Below are 14,929 nucleotides of genomic sequence, written 5' to 3' on the forward strand. Positions count from 1 at the left end.
GCCGCCGCTGCCGCCAAAGATGTCGCTGAAGGCGCTGAAGATGTCGTTGATATCCTGGAAACCCTGCTGACCGGTGCCATTGCCGCGCACGCCGGCGTGGCCGAATCGGTCGTACCGGGACCGTTTCTCCGGACTGGACAGCACCTCATAGGCCTCCGCGGCCTCTTTGAACATCGCCTCCGCCTCCTTGTCGTCCGGGTTGCGATCCGGGTGGTACTTCAACGCCTGCTGGCGATAGGCGCGCTTGAGGTCGGCCTCGGTGGCCGTCTTGTTCACACCCAGTATTTCGTAGTAATCGCGCATAAATCGGAAGAGGCTTGCGGCTACGCCTTACCGGGCGTTCGGGACTATTGCTGGTCGCGGAAACGCCGTGCGCAACGCTGTCGGCGCGCGCGCGTTCCACGGCGGGCGCAGTTTGGGGGGATTACAGGGGGGATCAGGAGGACACGACGACCTTCGTGTGGCGGATCACCCGATCCCCCATACGGTATCCTTTCTGCAGCTCACTCAGTACGACCCCCGCCTCGGTATCGGCGGGCGCCGGCTGCTGCATGAGGGCATCGTGTTCATTTTCATTAAACGGCTGCCCGACGGCCTGGATGTGCTCGACACCCAGGCGCACCATCTCGTCGTTGAATTTGCGGAAGACGAGTTCCACGCCTTCCTTGAGCTTGACGTACATAGGGTCGAGCGCCTGCTGGTCCGACTCGAGCTTCGACGCCGCATCGAGCGACCGGCCGAGGTCGTCCAGCACTTCGAGCATCCGCTGCACGACATGGACCTGGCTGGACTGCACGATCGTGAGCCTCTCGGTGTCGGTGCGTCGTTTATAGTTCTGGAATTCAGCCGCCTGGCGGAGCAGGCGATCTTTCGTGTCTTTCAATTCGGCGCGCAGCCGGGCCACCTCTCCAGAAGCCTCGGGCTCGGCACGCGAGCCGGCCCCCGGGGGCGGCATGGCGTCTGCCTCCCGGGTACGGGCCATTTCTTCCGATGCGGGGGCCGCGTGAGTATCATCTTGCACGGATTCTTCCTGTATGTCTGAGGTTCTGTTCATCGTCAAAACCGTGGGTTCGCCGTAAGGCCTAAAACGAGGGCGTCATTAGTGTTGGGCCGAGCGGTCGGGCCGGCCGAGCAACGCGGCCATGCCTTCCACCAGCGCCACGACGCGGACGTAGTCCATACGCGTGGGGCCGATGATACCGATCGTACCCGTCGTTTCGCCCAGCAAATAGCTGGCGGTGACGATAGAATACTTGTCTCCCTTCCCGTCGCTCAGCTCACGACCGATTCGGACGGCGGCGCGGCCGGGGTCGGATGGGTTCGCGGCCTCATCCTCGAACAGCTGCACCACCACGTCCTCCTCCTCGAGCAGCCCGATAAGGTCCCGCAGGGCGTCCGGATCTTCCTGAAATTCGGGTTGGGCGAGGATGTGCTGGGCGCCGGCGAAGCTGAGCCGGCCGTCGGAGGGTTCGCTGAATAGGGCCGCCGTCGAGTTGAGCACGAGGCGGATGATGCCGGTCTTTTCATCGCTCACATCCTGCATCCGCGACGCATACGTCTGGCGGATGTCGTCCAGCGTCAGGCCGGCGAGGCGTTCGTTCATCAACGCCACGGCCGCATCCACGTCGCGCCGCTCCAGGCCAGACTCCACCTCCAGCACGATGGTCTTGAACAGGCCGCCGCGCAGACTGATGACGAACATCAGGCGGGAAGAGGACAGCGGCACCGCCTCCATCCGATCCAGGATCCCCAGCGAGAGCCTGGGGCTGAGCACGACGCCGAGCAGATTCGAGAGCCGGCCCAGCAGACGCGAGCACTCCTTCAGGAACACTTCGTTGTGCGTGGCGGCGCGGTCCAGCCCTTCCCGCAGCAGCCGGCCTTCTTCTTGAGACAGGGCCTGGCGCAGCATGAGCTGGTCGACAAACACGCGGTACCCGAGGTTGGTCGGGACACGCCCGGCCGACGTGTGCGGATGGTCGAGAAACCCGCGTTCCTCGAGATCGCTCATCGTGTTGCGGATGGAGGCCGGGCTGAGGCCCAGCATGTACCGCCGCGCGAGGGCGCGCGAGCCCACGGGGCCGGCGGTGTCGATAAAATCGGACACGACCAGCCGCAGGATTTCGCTTTCGCGCTCCGTGAGGGCGTGCCGACGGGTTGGACGATATGGGTGCGTGGCGCTTTTCACTGCAATGCCTCCTAGCAAAACCCTTGCCGACCGCCCCCGCGGCGATCGACGCGCGACGAAACGGCAGACCGAAACGCGCGACGCGCCCGCCCGGTCCCGGGATCATTCAAAATAGCCGAAATACGCATGCCATGGTACTGACACGCTAAAAAAGCACCGTATCGACCTGTGCCATCCTGGCACAGGTCGATACGCTGGATTCGAGCAATCTGGCGGACTCAACCGATCGCGGAGCACCGGGCAGCGTTATTTGATCCGCTCCAACTCGATCTCGCGCCGGAAGGAGATGTCGGCGCCGGCTTCGGTCCGGAACGCGTTCCGCGAGCTGGACACGAAGGGCGTCGCCGGCGCCTGGCTGGTCGATACCCGCGGGGCAATACCATCATTCTGATAGGTATTCCCATCGTCGTACCGGCTCTGCGGATAGTCGTCGTCGTACGGGTTCGAATTATACCGGATTCCGTCTTCCTCGTATTCGTACGGGTCGTCGTAGCGGCCGCCGTAATAGGGGTCGTACCCCTCGTCGCCGCGGTACCCGTAGCTGATCGCCTCGTCGCCGAAGTCGGCCAGCAGGTTACGATCGTCCGGCAGGAGGGAGATCGGCGGGTAGCCGTTAAACGAGCGGGGGTTAAACAGCCGGCTGTGCGAACGCAAGTAGACGCGTTGCTTACGCAGGCTGAGCGATCCGACCCGGTAGCCGTGGCCATCGCGGTACCGATCCAGCACGTAGCCGTCGTAGTGGCGCGTGGAGATCATCTCGAAGCCGGCCGACGGATCGCCCACAAGGAACACGTCGCGGTCGAACACGACATCCCCGTCGCGGTAAATCGTGGCCTGGATGTGGGCGAGTTCGTCCGGGATGCGGTTCACCTCACCCATGTAGCGGCCGTTGCGGTAGATCTCGATGGCGTCGATGAAGATGTCGACTTCCGCATAGCGGCCGTTGGCGTGCCGGACGCGCTGATGGTACCGGGTGCGGACGTCCACATCGATCGTGCGGCGGTTGCTGCCCCAACCCACTTCCACGTACACCACCTGGCGGTAGCGGTAATGGGGCTCCCAGCGGCGTTGGTGGCGGTACTGCCACGGCCAGCGGACGCTTACGTGCACGTTCGGCTTCGACACGTGGGGATGACGCCGATAGTCGACGTGCGTGCGGTCCTGCCGGGGTTCGTAGACCTGGATCGGCTCGCGGCGCTGGGGCTCCTGGCGGCGATCCGGCTCGGCGCGACGGGTGGTCTCCTCACGCGCGGAAGGATCGTTGCGACGATCAGGCTCGATCCGGCGCTCGGGTTCTGACCGGCGCTCGGGCTCGGCGCGGCGATCAGGCTGGCGTTCGGGCTGGCGTTCGGGTTCGGCGCGACGCTCGGGTTCGGCACGGCGATCAGGCTGGCGTTCGGGCTGCCGTTCGGGCTCGGCGCGGCGCTCGGGTTCGGCACGGCGATCCGGCTGGCGTTCGGGCTGGCGCTGGGGTTCGGGGCGGCGGTCAGGCTGGCGCTGAGGTTCGGAGCGGCCTTCCGGCTGCCGCTGCGCGGTTTCCTGGCGGTCGCCCGACCGGGCGTCGGAGCGGCGGGTATCGTCTTTACGCGGGGCGGCTTCCTGGCGCGGGGCGGGCTGTTCGGTGCGGGCCCGGGCGGTCGGCGTTTCGGTTTTCGGCGCCGGCGTCTCCTTGCGCTCCTCTCGGGCGCGTTCGGTTCGGCCTTCGGTGCCGGACCTGGACTGCGCCGAGGCCGGAAGCAGGCCGCTGAGCATGATACCGTGGAAGAGGGAGAGTGCGAGCGCTGCACTCCAGAGCGGTTGAAAGCGATGTACCTGCCTTTTCATGACATTCTCCATGCAGTGGATGAACCGTGGGCCTGAGCCCGCCGTGTCGTTTGGAGAAAAGGCCATACAACGACGTGCCAGCCAGCTTTCTACTCGATTTTCCAGGTTTTGAGGGGACGTATTGCCCTCCCCAGCGCGCACCCGCCGGCGCCGGTGTCCACAATCTCAGACAGCCTCTCTCAACGAGTTCGCCAGGGCCGGCAGAGAACATTCGCAGATCAAGGCGCGCGACATGCCGCGATTGAGGCGTACTCGCATACGCCGCAATGCCTGTCCTGAGCTTTGTCGAAGGGAGCGGCGCGGAGAGGAACGCTGATATGCGGGTTTTATCAACGGCATTTTAGCACCGCGCAACCGATGACGCAGCAACCGGGTATATCCCCCTTCAAGACGGATCTCGTTCCCAGAAGCCGCGCCGGTCGCCGGCGCCTCGTTCTCCGTTCACCCATCGAAAACCGATCACCACGCACCATGCGGTTTTTCTCCACGTTGATCGCCAGCACGCTCGGCACCCTGATCGCGCTGGGCGTGATCTTCATGCTCTTTTTCTTCATCATCTTCGCGCTGGCCGCCATGTCGGACCAGGCCCCCCGCGTGCGACCCGGCTCGGTGCTCCTGATCGAACTCGGCGGCTCCGTCCCCGAAATCGTCTCCGACGACCCCATTGCGACGGCGTTCTCCGGCGCCGCTCCTTACGACTTACTGGATTTCACCTCCGCCATCAAAAAGGCCGCCGTCGACGAGCGCATCGACGCCATCTGGCTCCGCCTCACGCCGCTGGGCGGCTCGTGGGCCACGCACCAGGAAGTACGCGCCGCCCTCGAAGTCTTCAAAGCGGCCGGCAAACCCATCATCGCTTCGAGCGACGACCAGTATGTCAATGAGGTCACCTACTACGTGGCCAGCGTGGCGGACGAGGTGTATGCCTCCGCCGCGGCGCCGTTCGAGTTCAATGGATTTTACATCGCGGCGGAGTTTTACAAGAACCTCTTGGACAAGATCGAGGTGGCGCCCCAGGTGACCCGCGCCGGCACCTACAAAAGCGCCGTAGAACCCTTCCTCCGCACGAACCTGTCCGATGAAAACCGTGAACAGCTTTCGTCGCTCCTGGCGGACCAGCAGGAGGTGTTTGCCGCTGCCGTCGCCGAAAGCCGTGATATGACGCCCGAGGACGTGGTCCGCATCATCGAAGGCGAGGCCATCCTCACGGCTACCGACGCCTACAACGCCGGCCTGCTGGACGCATTGCTGTTCCGCGACGAGGTGGAATCCGCGCTGAAGGCGCGTCTGGCGTATGACGAAGAGGACGAATTGCGGCTGCAGAACATCCGCTCGTACGTCCGCGTGCCGGCCACCGAGGCCGGCCTGCCCCGGCCGGCGAGTGAGGAGATCGCCATCGTCTACGCCGTCGGCACGATCATGAGCGGCGAAAGCGGGTACAGCATGAACCCGCTCTTCGGCGGCGAAACCGTGGGCGCGGACACGTTCAACGAGGCCATCCGCACCGCACATGAAAGTGAGAACGTGAAGGCGATCGTCATCCGCGTCAACTCGCCGGGTGGCTCGGTGGCCGCCTCGGATGCCATGTGGCGGGAGATTTCGCGCGCCGCCGCCGATAAGCCGGTGATCATTTCGATGGGCGACGTGGCAGCCTCGGGCGGCTTCTGGATCGCGACCGCCGGGCACACGATCGTGGCCGATCCGCTCACGATCACAGGCTCGATCGGCGTATTCGGGATGGCGTTCGACATGAGCGGCCTCTACGAAAACAAACTGGGTATCTCGTTCGATGTCGTGCGCACGGGCCCGTATGCGGACATGTACTCGGGCGTCCGCGCCCTCTCGCCGGATGAGCTGCGGCTGCTGGACAAATCGACGGAGGAGATCTACCAGAACTTCCTCCAGCTCGTCGCCGAAAGCCGCAACATGACGGTCGAGGCCGTCGACTCCGTGGCCCAGGGCCGGGTATGGACCGGCAAACAGGCGATGGCCATCGGGCTGGTCGATGAACTGGGCGACCTGGACCGCGCCCTCGCGATCGCGGCCGAGAAGGCCGGCCTGGACAGCACCACCTACCGCACCCGCGTGCTGCCCCTCCCGAAGACGATGCTCGAGCAGATGACGAAAAGCCTCAACTCTCGCGTCGCCTCCGCCTGGCTGAATCACTCCACCAGCCCCGCCGAGCGAACCCTCCTCCAGCACCTGGAGGTGCTCCAGGGCCTCCTCCGCCTCCAGGGGACGGTGCAGGCCCGCCTACCGTTCGAATTCGTAATCCGGTAAGGCCCCCTACACCAACACGTCGCCCGTCATGTCGGGCGGTGCGGTTTCGCCGAGGAGGTGAAGGATCGTCGGGGCGATGTCGCCGAGTTTTCCGGGCTTGATCGGGCCGATGAAGCCCTTCTTGATGATCAGGTGCGGCACAAGCGCCGTCGTGTGGGCCGTGTTCGGGGTGCCGTCCGGGTTACGCATCTTGTCCGCATTCCCGTGGTCGGCGATGATGGTGATGCCATAGCCCCGCGCTATAGCTGCCTCGACGACGATCCGCGTGCACGCGTCAACGGTTTCGACGGCTTTGACGGCGGCCTCGAATACCCCCGTGTGCCCCACCATGTCTGGATTGGCGAAATTGAGCACCACCAGATTATAGTCGTGCTGCGTGATGGCCGCCGCCACCTTTTCGGCCAGCGGCAGGGCGCTCATCTCCGGCTGGAGGTCGTACGTGGCCACTTTCGGCGAGGGCTCCAGGATGCGGTCTTCGCCGGCGAAGGGCTCTTCGCGGCCGCCGCTGAAGAAAAAGGTGACGTGCGGGTACTTCTCCGTTTCGGCGGCGCGGAGCTGCCGGCCCCCGCGCGCGGCCATCACCTCGCCGAGGGTCTGGGTAAGATTCACCTTCGGGAACGCGATTGGGACGTGGAAAGACGATTCGTACGGCGTGAAGAGGGTGTAGTGGAGATCGAGCCGGGGACCACGGTCGAATCCATCGAATCCTTCCGTGATAAACGCGTGCGTGAGCTGGCGTCCCCGGTCGGCCCGGAAGTTAAAAAATACCACGGCATCGCCGGACTCCACCAGGGCGCCGGTACGTGAGAACCGTTCGATCTCCGGATCCACGATCCGGATCGGCTGCACGAACTCGTCGGTCACGCCGGCGGCGTAGCTGGCCAGGATCGCGGCTTCGGGGTCTGAGAACGGTACGCCGGTGTTGGCGGTGAGCAGGTCGTACGCCAGCTTCACACGCTCCCAGCGCTTGTCGCGGTCCATCGCATAATATCGACCGATGATCGAGGCGATCCGGCCCACGCCGATGGTGGCGGCCTGTTGCTGGAAGAGGCGGATGTATTCGAGGGCGCCGTGTGGGTCCGTATCGCGCCCGTCGGTGAAGGCATGCAGGAGCACCTGGCCGGCCTCGAGGCCCTCGCGCCGCGCCAGTTCCATCACGGCAAAGAGGTGGTTGAGCGACGCGTGCACGCCGCCGTCCGAGAAACAGCCGAACAGGTGCAGCTTCGTGTGGTTCGTCTTCGCATGGCGCGCGGCGTTGACGAGGACGTCGTTCGTGAAAAACGCGCCCTCTCGGATGTCCTTGTCGATCCGCGTGATTTCCTGGTACACCACCCGGCCGGCGCCCAGGTTCATGTGCCCGACCTCCGAGTTCCCCATCTGGCCCTCCGGCAGCCCCACCGCCAGCCCCGACGCCTCCAGGGTGCTGTGGGGGTAGGAGGCGAATAACTCGTCGATAAAGGGTTTCCGCGCGTGGTCGATCGCGCTCACCGAGCGGTCCACGGCAATACCGAATCCGTCGAGGATGATGAGGATGTGGCGTTGTGTTGCTTTCATCAGAACTGGGGTCATGGCGACGGCACGCGCGCGCCGTCAGGTTACACGAAAATCGGGCACTTTGCGGGTGGACTTCCCGGTGCGGGTCTCGAATACGTTCATGGACGCGCACACCGGGCAACACCGCTGCACCGTACCGTAGCGATCTTGCCGATCGGCCGGCGTGTCGAAGTAATGGCTGTTTGTCTTGCAGTAGTATTTGCCTCGCTTCGCATCAAGGCCCGCGAGGGGCGCCGGCAAGCGGCCGAGGCGCTCGTAATACTGGCACGTCGCGACGAGGGGGCACACTTCGCATCGGGGCGCGCGGGCCAGGCAGGTGTAGCGGCCGTGGAGGATAAGCAGATGGTGCGCCTCGGACCAGTCTTTCTGATCCAACAACGCCTTCAACTGTCGTTCCACGTGCAGCGGCGTCGGGGCGCGCACCGTCAGTCCGATGCGGTTGGCCACCCGAAACACGTGGGTGTCGACAGGCATCGCGTCGACGTCGAACGCCACGGAAGCCACCACCTGAGCCGTTTTCCGTCCCACGCCCGGGAGCCGGACGAGCGCTTCTACCGTACCCGGGATCTCGCCCCCAAAATCGTCGCGGACCTGCCGCGCCATGCCGGCGAGGTGCTTCGATTTATTGTTGGGGTAGGAGACCGACTTGATGTACGGCAGGATGTCCTCCGGCAACGCTCGCGCGAGGGCATCAACCGTCGGGAAGGCCTCGAACAACGCCGGCGTCACCTTGTTCACCCGCTCGTCCGTGCACTGAGCGGAGAGGATGACGGCGACGATCAGTTCGTACGGATCGTTATACCGCAACTCCGTTTCGGGCCGGGGGATGGCCACGCGGAGGGCTTCGAGCGTATGACGGGCGCGTTCGCGGCAGTTCACGGGGTTTAGGAGCTTCGTCGGGCGGCGCGGTGTGCTTCACGCTGAGCATCACTCGATACCGGTCCGAGGCCTTAAATTAGTGCATCGTCCCGAAACCAAATCCGAATTTTGTTCTTAAACTCTCCCGCTCTTCAGCCAGCTGCCTCGTTGTCATGCGCCGTGCCCGCCCGCTTTTTCTGGATCTACTTATCGGCGCCATCCTGCTCGGCGTTTGTGCGGCCGGCGCGCGGCCGGCCAGCGCCCAGCGGCTGGACAGCCTCTCCCCTGAGGCCCGGCTGTCGCTCGTGACCGTCCTCCCCGGCGAAGCCGCCTACGAACTCTTCGGGCACAGCGCGATCCGCGTGTACGACCCCCTCCGCGGCGTCGACGCGTTGTTCAACTACGGCACCTTTCAATTCGATGCCTACTTCCTGCCCAAATTCATCTACGGGCAGCTGGATTATCTGCTTAGGGTGATCGCGTACCAACGGGAGTTGCCCTACTACAGGCAGCGGGGGCGTTCCGTGATTGAACAGGAGCTGCGTCTTTCGCCGGCTCAGCGGCAGGCCCTCGCGCAGTTTTTGGAGATCAACGCCCAACCCGAAAACCGCACTTACCGCTACCTGTTTTTAACCGACAACTGCTCAACCCGCACCCGCGACGCCCTCGAGCGCACGCTCGGCGACGTCATCCGTTTCCCGGACACCTACCGCAATCCCGGGACGTACCGAGAGTTGTTGGACCGGTACGTGGACCATCTGCCATTTATGGACCTGGGTTTTTATCTGGTGCTCGGCCCGCCGGCGGACGCCATGGCCTCGGCCCGGGACGCCCATTTTTTGCCGGATTATCTCAAGGAAGCATTTGATGGCGCGGAGATTCGAGGCGAAGCCGGGTGGGAGCCGCTGGTCGTGCGGACGGACACCGTATACTGGAATGCCGGCGCCGCCGAGCGTGCCGAAGGCGGATTTCCGGTCTGGCCGATCACCTGGGGCTTGCTGGCGCTCGGTGTAGCGCTGACGTGGTGGCGGCGAAACGAGGTCGGCGGAATTATCCCGTATTTCGATCGAATGGTATTCGGCGTGGTGGGCCTCGCCGGCGTGTTGATGGCTTTTTTATGGCTGATCGCCCTGCACGACGTGACCGATCGGAACTGGAATCTGTTCTGGGCCTGGCCCACACACCTCCTCGCGATCGTCTGGATCAAGGCGCGGCCGGCGTGGCTGCGCGGGTACTGGATGGCTACGGCCGCGGCCGGCATGATCGGCCTGGCCGGGTGGGGCTCTTGGCCCCAGGCGCTGCACCCCGCCCTCGTCCCGATCGTGCTCCTGCTCGTCTTGCGCAGCGGCTGGCTGGCGTGGAAGATGGGCGTTATTCGAGGCTTGCGAGCTTAAAATCGAAGAAAAGCGTGTGCCACACCTTCACCGGCTTGCCGCCCACGCGGCCCGGCTCGAAGCGTGCGCCGCGGAGGACCCGCAGCACCTCGGGGTCCAGTCCGTATCCCAGGCCGTTCATGACCTCCGGCTTCTGCATGTTGCCGGCTTCGTCGACGATCATCCGCACGGTGATGCGCCCTTCGACACCTGCTTCCCGCGCGAAGGCCGGGTAGCGAATGCGCGACTGGAGCGCATGGATGCCGCCGATGAGGACGGGGGCCTCTTCCGAGAAGTTGTAGACGCCGTTGGAGTCGACCATTCCTTCGGGAAGCTGCTGCTCGAGCCGGCGGAGCGCCTCGAGATTCGCCGTCGTCTCCCGGACGCGGCTGACGAGGTAGTCGTCGGCCGGTCGGGCCGCCAGTGCCGCCTGGTAGCTGGCGAGGCTGCCCTCGTAGTCGCCCTGCTCAAACAAGACATCGCCGCGGGCGCGGAAGCTGAGGTATTCCTCCTCGCGGCGCTGGGCCTGGTTCAGCTGAAGGTCGACTTCAAACAGCCCGGACTTGGCCTCGTAGTCGTCCGGCCGAGCCTCCAGGGCTTGCTCGAACTCCCGTTTGGCCTCCACGAGGCGGTTGGCCGCGCGCATCTCGTTACCGGACTGCATATGCTGGCTGTACTGGGTATCGCGGGACGATTCCGAGAGCCGGCGTTCGATCTGGCGGAGCATGGACGTAGCGTATTCATCGTCCCTGCGGTATTCGAGGGCTTCGATGAATTTACGCTGGGCATCGCGGTAGTTTCGAGTGTCGAAGGCCGAATCCCCCTGGGCGCGGTACAACTCGTAGAACTCACCGTTCCGGATGAGCTCGTTGTTGATCGTCGGCCGGGGGACGGGCGGGGCCGGCAGCGCCTGGGAATCGGTGCGGGAGCGTTGTTGCCGCTGGAAGGTATCCGACAGGCGCGCATTCGCCAGCGAATCTTCCGGCCGGAATTCGAGCACGTGCATGTAGATGCGGCGCGCATCGGTGTAGAGCGGCCGGGCGCGGACCGAGTCCCCCTGCATCACGAGGCCGTCGGCGGAGCGGAGGATCGAGTCGGCATCGGCGATAAACGAAAGGTATTCTTTTTCATTGATCGAGCTGGCCGCCTGTTGTGCCAGGCGCGTGTTGACCACGGTGATCCGATCGCGGATCTCGCTTCCTTCGGGTTCGATGTCCAGCGCGACCCGGTAGTGCTCAAGCGCTTTTTCGTAGTAGGTTAGCGCCTGATCCGGCGATCCGACCTCGTCGACATCTTGCGCGAGCTTAAAGAGTGAGTCTCCCTCGGCGAGTCGGGTCGCATAGGCCTCGTTGTCCATCAAAAAAGCTGTTGGATTGCCCTGGCTACGCATCAAAATCATCACCAGGACAGCGACGATCGAGATGCCGAACACCGAATACAGGGCCACGCGAAGCAGCCGGCGTGGCGATTGGTATGGGGGGGATGCGCCAAAGCCTTCCTCTTCGACATGCGCCGGCAGCGGCGCGACCGGGTCGCCGAAAGAGAATACGGGCGGTTCGACGTGGACGCGGGGCGGCGTCGGCTGCCGCAGCGCGAGGCTGTGTTCGGGCAGAACGCCCGGGGCGGCCGGCCCGTCGCCGCTGAGCGCGCGCGAGGCCTCCTCGATGTCTTCCAGTTCGAGATGGATCGACTCCTCGTCCAGCCTGCTTTCCTCCTCCTCGGGCATCTCCGAGGACTCATCGTCCATCGGCGCATTAAAAGGTGAGGAGAGCGCCGAAGGAACCCCATTTTCCATCCGCGGCGAGGTGGAGGTGCGGGGTGCAAAAATCGAATGAGCAAACGAGGCATCACCATCCGGCGTGACGTCTGCGCCGGGTTTTCTCGGCGCGAACATCTGCGGCTGCGGATCGACGCTCAGGGGCGAGGCATCCGGCATCGTCGGAATGCGGATCGGCGACGGCTCCGCCTGAGGCGCGGCCCCGCGGGTCAGCAGTTCGCGGAAGGCATCGATCGTCTGGGGCCGGCGGGCGCTGTCGAGGATCAGTCCTTTTGCGAGGGCCTCGCGAACGACAGGCGTCAGGCGCGTCTGGCCGGCGAGTAATTCGGCCAGAGTATCCACCTCCAGGCGGGCGGGCGCGGGTGGCACCCGCTGGCCGGTGAGGATAAAATAGAGCGTGGCGGCGCAACCGTAGACATCGGTCCATGGCCCCTGCTTTTCGCCCGGCACGTATTGTTCGGGCGGCGCAAAGCCCGACTTCAGGTACTCGTCGAATACGCGGGAGCGCTGGGCGAGCAGGACGTGCGTCATCTGGAACGAGAGGAGCATCGGCCGGCCGTTTTTAGCCAGGAAAATCTCCGCCGGCGTGATGCCTCCGTGGATGAGCCCGTGTTTATGGCCGGCGCGGACACCGTCCAGCAGTGGCATAATCAGCGTGATGGCCGTCCGAACGGGGATACGCCCCCCCTGCTGCTGCACGACATCGGCCAGCGTGGCGCCCTCATGGTAGTCGCTCACTCGATAGGCCGTCCCGTTTTCACGGAAAAAAGCCCGTTCGCGGACCACATTCGGGTGCTCGATCCGGCTCATGGCCGCCGCTTCTTTGAGGTACCGTTCCAGGCCGTACTGAAAATACGTACGGTCTTTTTCAGAGCGAGGCGCGACATGCAATTGCTCCGGATCCCGCGTGACGAAGCGGGCCGGATAATATTCGCGAACGACAACCTGCTCCTCATTCCGTAGATCCCAGGCCAGGTACGTGACATCGACCGGCCCTATCCCCCCCAGCACATTGCGTACGGCATACTGCTCGTTTAATACCGTGAGACGTGGCAACACCATGGCAATGGTTCCGAGCTACTATGTGGATCGGACTAAATGGACGCGTTCATGCGGCCCGGGGAGCGGCTGCTTGAGAAAACGGCGCGAGACGACCGTTTGCGCGTTTGATGCGCGACCAACGCATCGGTATAGTAAGAAGCAGCACGGGTAAAGATCCAGCCGTCAGACAAATCAAGGCTGATTGGCTCACTTCCTGACGTGCTCACCCCGCGGCGGCATTTTTGTTCTCGCTCCGTTAATCCCTTGCGGGCTATACCCACGATTCCCCGCAATTCACGGGCCATTCTATCCAACGTGAAGCGGGTTAAGCGCCCTTATCCATTCATCGTTACATCCGCGGCCGCCAGGAGAAAACCAGGACGCCGGCGGCACACACGCTCCGTCATTCGCGGGCATGCACGACATGCAGGGAGTCCACCCCGAGCCGGGTGGCGAAGAACTGGCGCAGACGATCTTGCTCCGGTTCAGGCGGCAGCGCGCGCCATGTCGCCACGACGACGACCGACGCGGCCCGAGTGGAATCCGCGACAAGGGTCACGTTTCCAATGCCAACGGATCGCAACTCGGGAAACAGGGCGGCTACTTCCCGGGTGACCTCCTCAACCGGAAAACGCGAGGAACGCAGACGTACAACCTCATCCTCCAGCACACGAATCTGATCCTCACGCGCCTGCAGGGCCTCTGTGTTGCGCTGGTACAGATCCTCCAGGATGCCCCTGCGCACCATGTCGGCCACTTGCTCGGGCGCCATTTCGCCGATATCCGGCTGACGGAGTACGAGGCGGGTGTTCTCGAGTCCATACGAGGGTAGTCGTTGCTCCATGGAAGTGACCATTTCTTCCGTCAGCGGCGGCCCCAGCACGGTGGCGCCAATGGTGGAAGCGGTCCGGGTGTAGGCGACATCGATGTTGAGCAGGGCACGGTTGTCGAAGTTCAGGTTTTCCGTGATGAACCGCCTTGCACCGAGTTGGAAGCGGGCTTCTTGAACGACTTCCCACGCCGTATACCCGCTCGGCACCACGATCAGGAGCGACATCGTCCCGAGGATGACACGGGCGCGGGTCTGGTGGGTGGGATCCACACGTTCGACGATCGGAAAACGCATCAGCCGGGCCATGCCGATGGCGGCCAGCGAGATGAACAGGGCGTTGATGAGGAACAGGTGGATGGCGCCCAGAAAGAACCACACATCCCCCGTGGCGATGCCGTAGCCGGCCGTACAGAGCGGCGGCATGAGCGCCGTGGCGATAGCCACCCCGGGAATCACATTGCCGCGGTTGGCCTTGCGGGAGACCGCCACCACGCCGGCCACCCCACCAAAAAACGCGATGAGTACATCGTACAGCGTGGGCCGGGTACGGGCAAGCAGTTCAGACTGTGGTCCTTCGAGCGGCGAGACGGCGAAGTAGAGGGTCGACGCGATCATCCCGACGGCCATCGCCACCAGCAGGTTGCGCACGCTGCGCCGCATCAGCCGCATGTCATTCGTCGCCACACCGAAACCGGCGCCGATGATTGGCCCCATGAGCGGCGAGATCAACATCGCCCCGATGATGACAGCCGTGGCGTTGACGTTCAGCCCGACGGAGGCAATAACAATGGCGCAGACAAGCGCCCAGGTATTCCCGCCTCGGATCTCGACATCCGAGCGGATCTGCTGGAGGGCGCCCTCGTAGTCGGTGTCCGGATCGAGGGAGAAGGTATCGCGAACGACAGAGCCCAGGGCGCGGGCCGCGACTCCGAGCCGGCGGTTTTCAGAGGAGAGATCGGGCATAAGTACCTGCGAAGGGAAAGAACACGCACTCTAGCACCCGATGGAGGGCAGCGAGTTCCAGGTGCGGTATTGCTGATGATCACACCATGGGGATCGCCTACCCGGAATCCGAAACTCGCAACACGTCAGACAACTAGGAACTGTAACCCTTTCCTGTGTACCATCCCAGATCTCAGTACAACCTGAGCGTACGCGTCCAGTGCCCCCCACTCCCATCCACCCCCACCCCAGATGACCTACAC

The 14,929-nt window shown here is 64.1% G+C and carries 10 protein-coding genes; 2 read left to right on the top strand and 8 right to left on the bottom strand.

The genetic code is table 11. The annotated features are described in order from the left end of the window. The 4 genes from SH809_06395 to SH809_06410 all read right to left on the bottom strand — a co-directional run. Positions 1-303 (bottom strand): DnaJ domain-containing protein (locus SH809_06395; GenBank protein MDZ4699314.1); only part of this gene is annotated, 303 nt, incomplete at its 3' end. 133 nt (positions 304-436) lie between these two features. Beyond that, the gene (locus SH809_06400; GenBank protein MDZ4699315.1) at positions 437-1,021 is read right to left on the bottom strand and encodes a nucleotide exchange factor GrpE; all 585 of its coding nucleotides are present in this window, start codon (positions 1,019-1,021) and stop codon (positions 437-439) included. Positions 1,022-1,099: 78 nt separating this feature from the next. Continuing rightward, the gene (hrcA, locus tag SH809_06405) at positions 1,100-2,185 is read right to left on the bottom strand and encodes a heat-inducible transcriptional repressor HrcA (GenBank protein MDZ4699316.1); all 1,086 of its coding nucleotides are present in this window, start codon (positions 2,183-2,185) and stop codon (positions 1,100-1,102) included. A gap of 246 nt (positions 2,186-2,431) precedes the next feature. Further along, positions 2,432-4,009, bottom strand: coding sequence for a hypothetical protein (locus tag SH809_06410; GenBank protein ID MDZ4699317.1), 1,578 nt, complete (start codon positions 4,007-4,009; stop codon positions 2,432-2,434). A gap of 471 nt (positions 4,010-4,480) precedes the next feature. Here SH809_06410 and sppA point away from each other — a divergent pair, with 471 nt between their 5' ends. Further along, a complete protein-coding gene (sppA, locus tag SH809_06415) occupies positions 4,481-6,289 on the top strand; it encodes a signal peptide peptidase SppA (protein ID MDZ4699318.1) in 1,809 nt (602 codons plus the stop codon). 6 nt (positions 6,290-6,295) lie between these two features. On the opposite strand, the gene gpmI is transcribed toward sppA, so the two are convergent. Further along, positions 6,296-7,843: a 2,3-bisphosphoglycerate-independent phosphoglycerate mutase gene (gpmI, locus tag SH809_06420; protein MDZ4699319.1), complete on the bottom strand. Its 1,548-nt coding sequence runs from the start codon at positions 7,841-7,843 to the stop codon at positions 6,296-6,298. A gap of 36 nt (positions 7,844-7,879) precedes the next feature. After that, complete coding sequence (gene nth / locus SH809_06425) at positions 7,880-8,722, bottom strand: endonuclease III (protein MDZ4699320.1); 843 nt, start codon at positions 8,720-8,722, stop codon at positions 7,880-7,882. A gap of 152 nt (positions 8,723-8,874) precedes the next feature. On the opposite strand from nth, the gene SH809_06430 reads away from it, so the two are divergent. Beyond that, complete coding sequence (locus SH809_06430) at positions 8,875-10,095, top strand: DUF4105 domain-containing protein (GenBank protein ID MDZ4699321.1); 1,221 nt, start codon at positions 8,875-8,877, stop codon at positions 10,093-10,095. On the opposite strand, the gene SH809_06435 is transcribed toward SH809_06430, so the two are convergent. Then, complete coding sequence (locus tag SH809_06435) at positions 10,073-12,913, bottom strand: TonB family protein (protein MDZ4699322.1); 2,841 nt, start codon at positions 12,911-12,913, stop codon at positions 10,073-10,075. The two genes, SH809_06430 and SH809_06435, sit on opposite strands and share 23 nt — an antisense overlap. Before the next feature lie 382 nt (positions 12,914-13,295). Next, complete coding sequence (locus SH809_06440) at positions 13,296-14,687, bottom strand: DUF389 domain-containing protein (protein MDZ4699323.1); 1,392 nt, start codon at positions 14,685-14,687, stop codon at positions 13,296-13,298. Positions 14,688-14,929: the final 242 nt, after the last annotated feature.

The organism is Rhodothermales bacterium (assembly GCA_034439735.1).
Classification (GTDB): domain Bacteria; phylum Bacteroidota; class Rhodothermia; order Rhodothermales; family JAHQVL01; genus JAWKNW01.

Bases quoted from the DNA above. Each gene is read 5' to 3' on its own strand.
- SH809_06410 (MDZ4699317.1), bottom strand. From the start codon at position 4,009: ATGAAAAGGCAGGTACATCGCTTTCAACCGCTCTGGAGTGCAGCGCTC.
- sppA (MDZ4699318.1), top strand. From the start codon at position 4,481: ATGCGGTTTTTCTCCACGTTGATCGCCAGCACGCTCGGCACCCTGATC.
- gpmI (MDZ4699319.1), bottom strand. From the start codon at position 7,843: ATGAAAGCAACACAACGCCACATCCTCATCATCCTCGACGGATTCGGT.
- SH809_06430 (MDZ4699321.1), top strand. From the start codon at position 8,875: ATGCGCCGTGCCCGCCCGCTTTTTCTGGATCTACTTATCGGCGCCATC.
- SH809_06435 (MDZ4699322.1), bottom strand. From the start codon at position 12,913: ATGGTGTTGCCACGTCTCACGGTATTAAACGAGCAGTATGCCGTACGC.
- SH809_06440 (MDZ4699323.1), bottom strand. From the start codon at position 14,687: ATGCCCGATCTCTCCTCTGAAAACCGCCGGCTCGGAGTCGCGGCCCGC.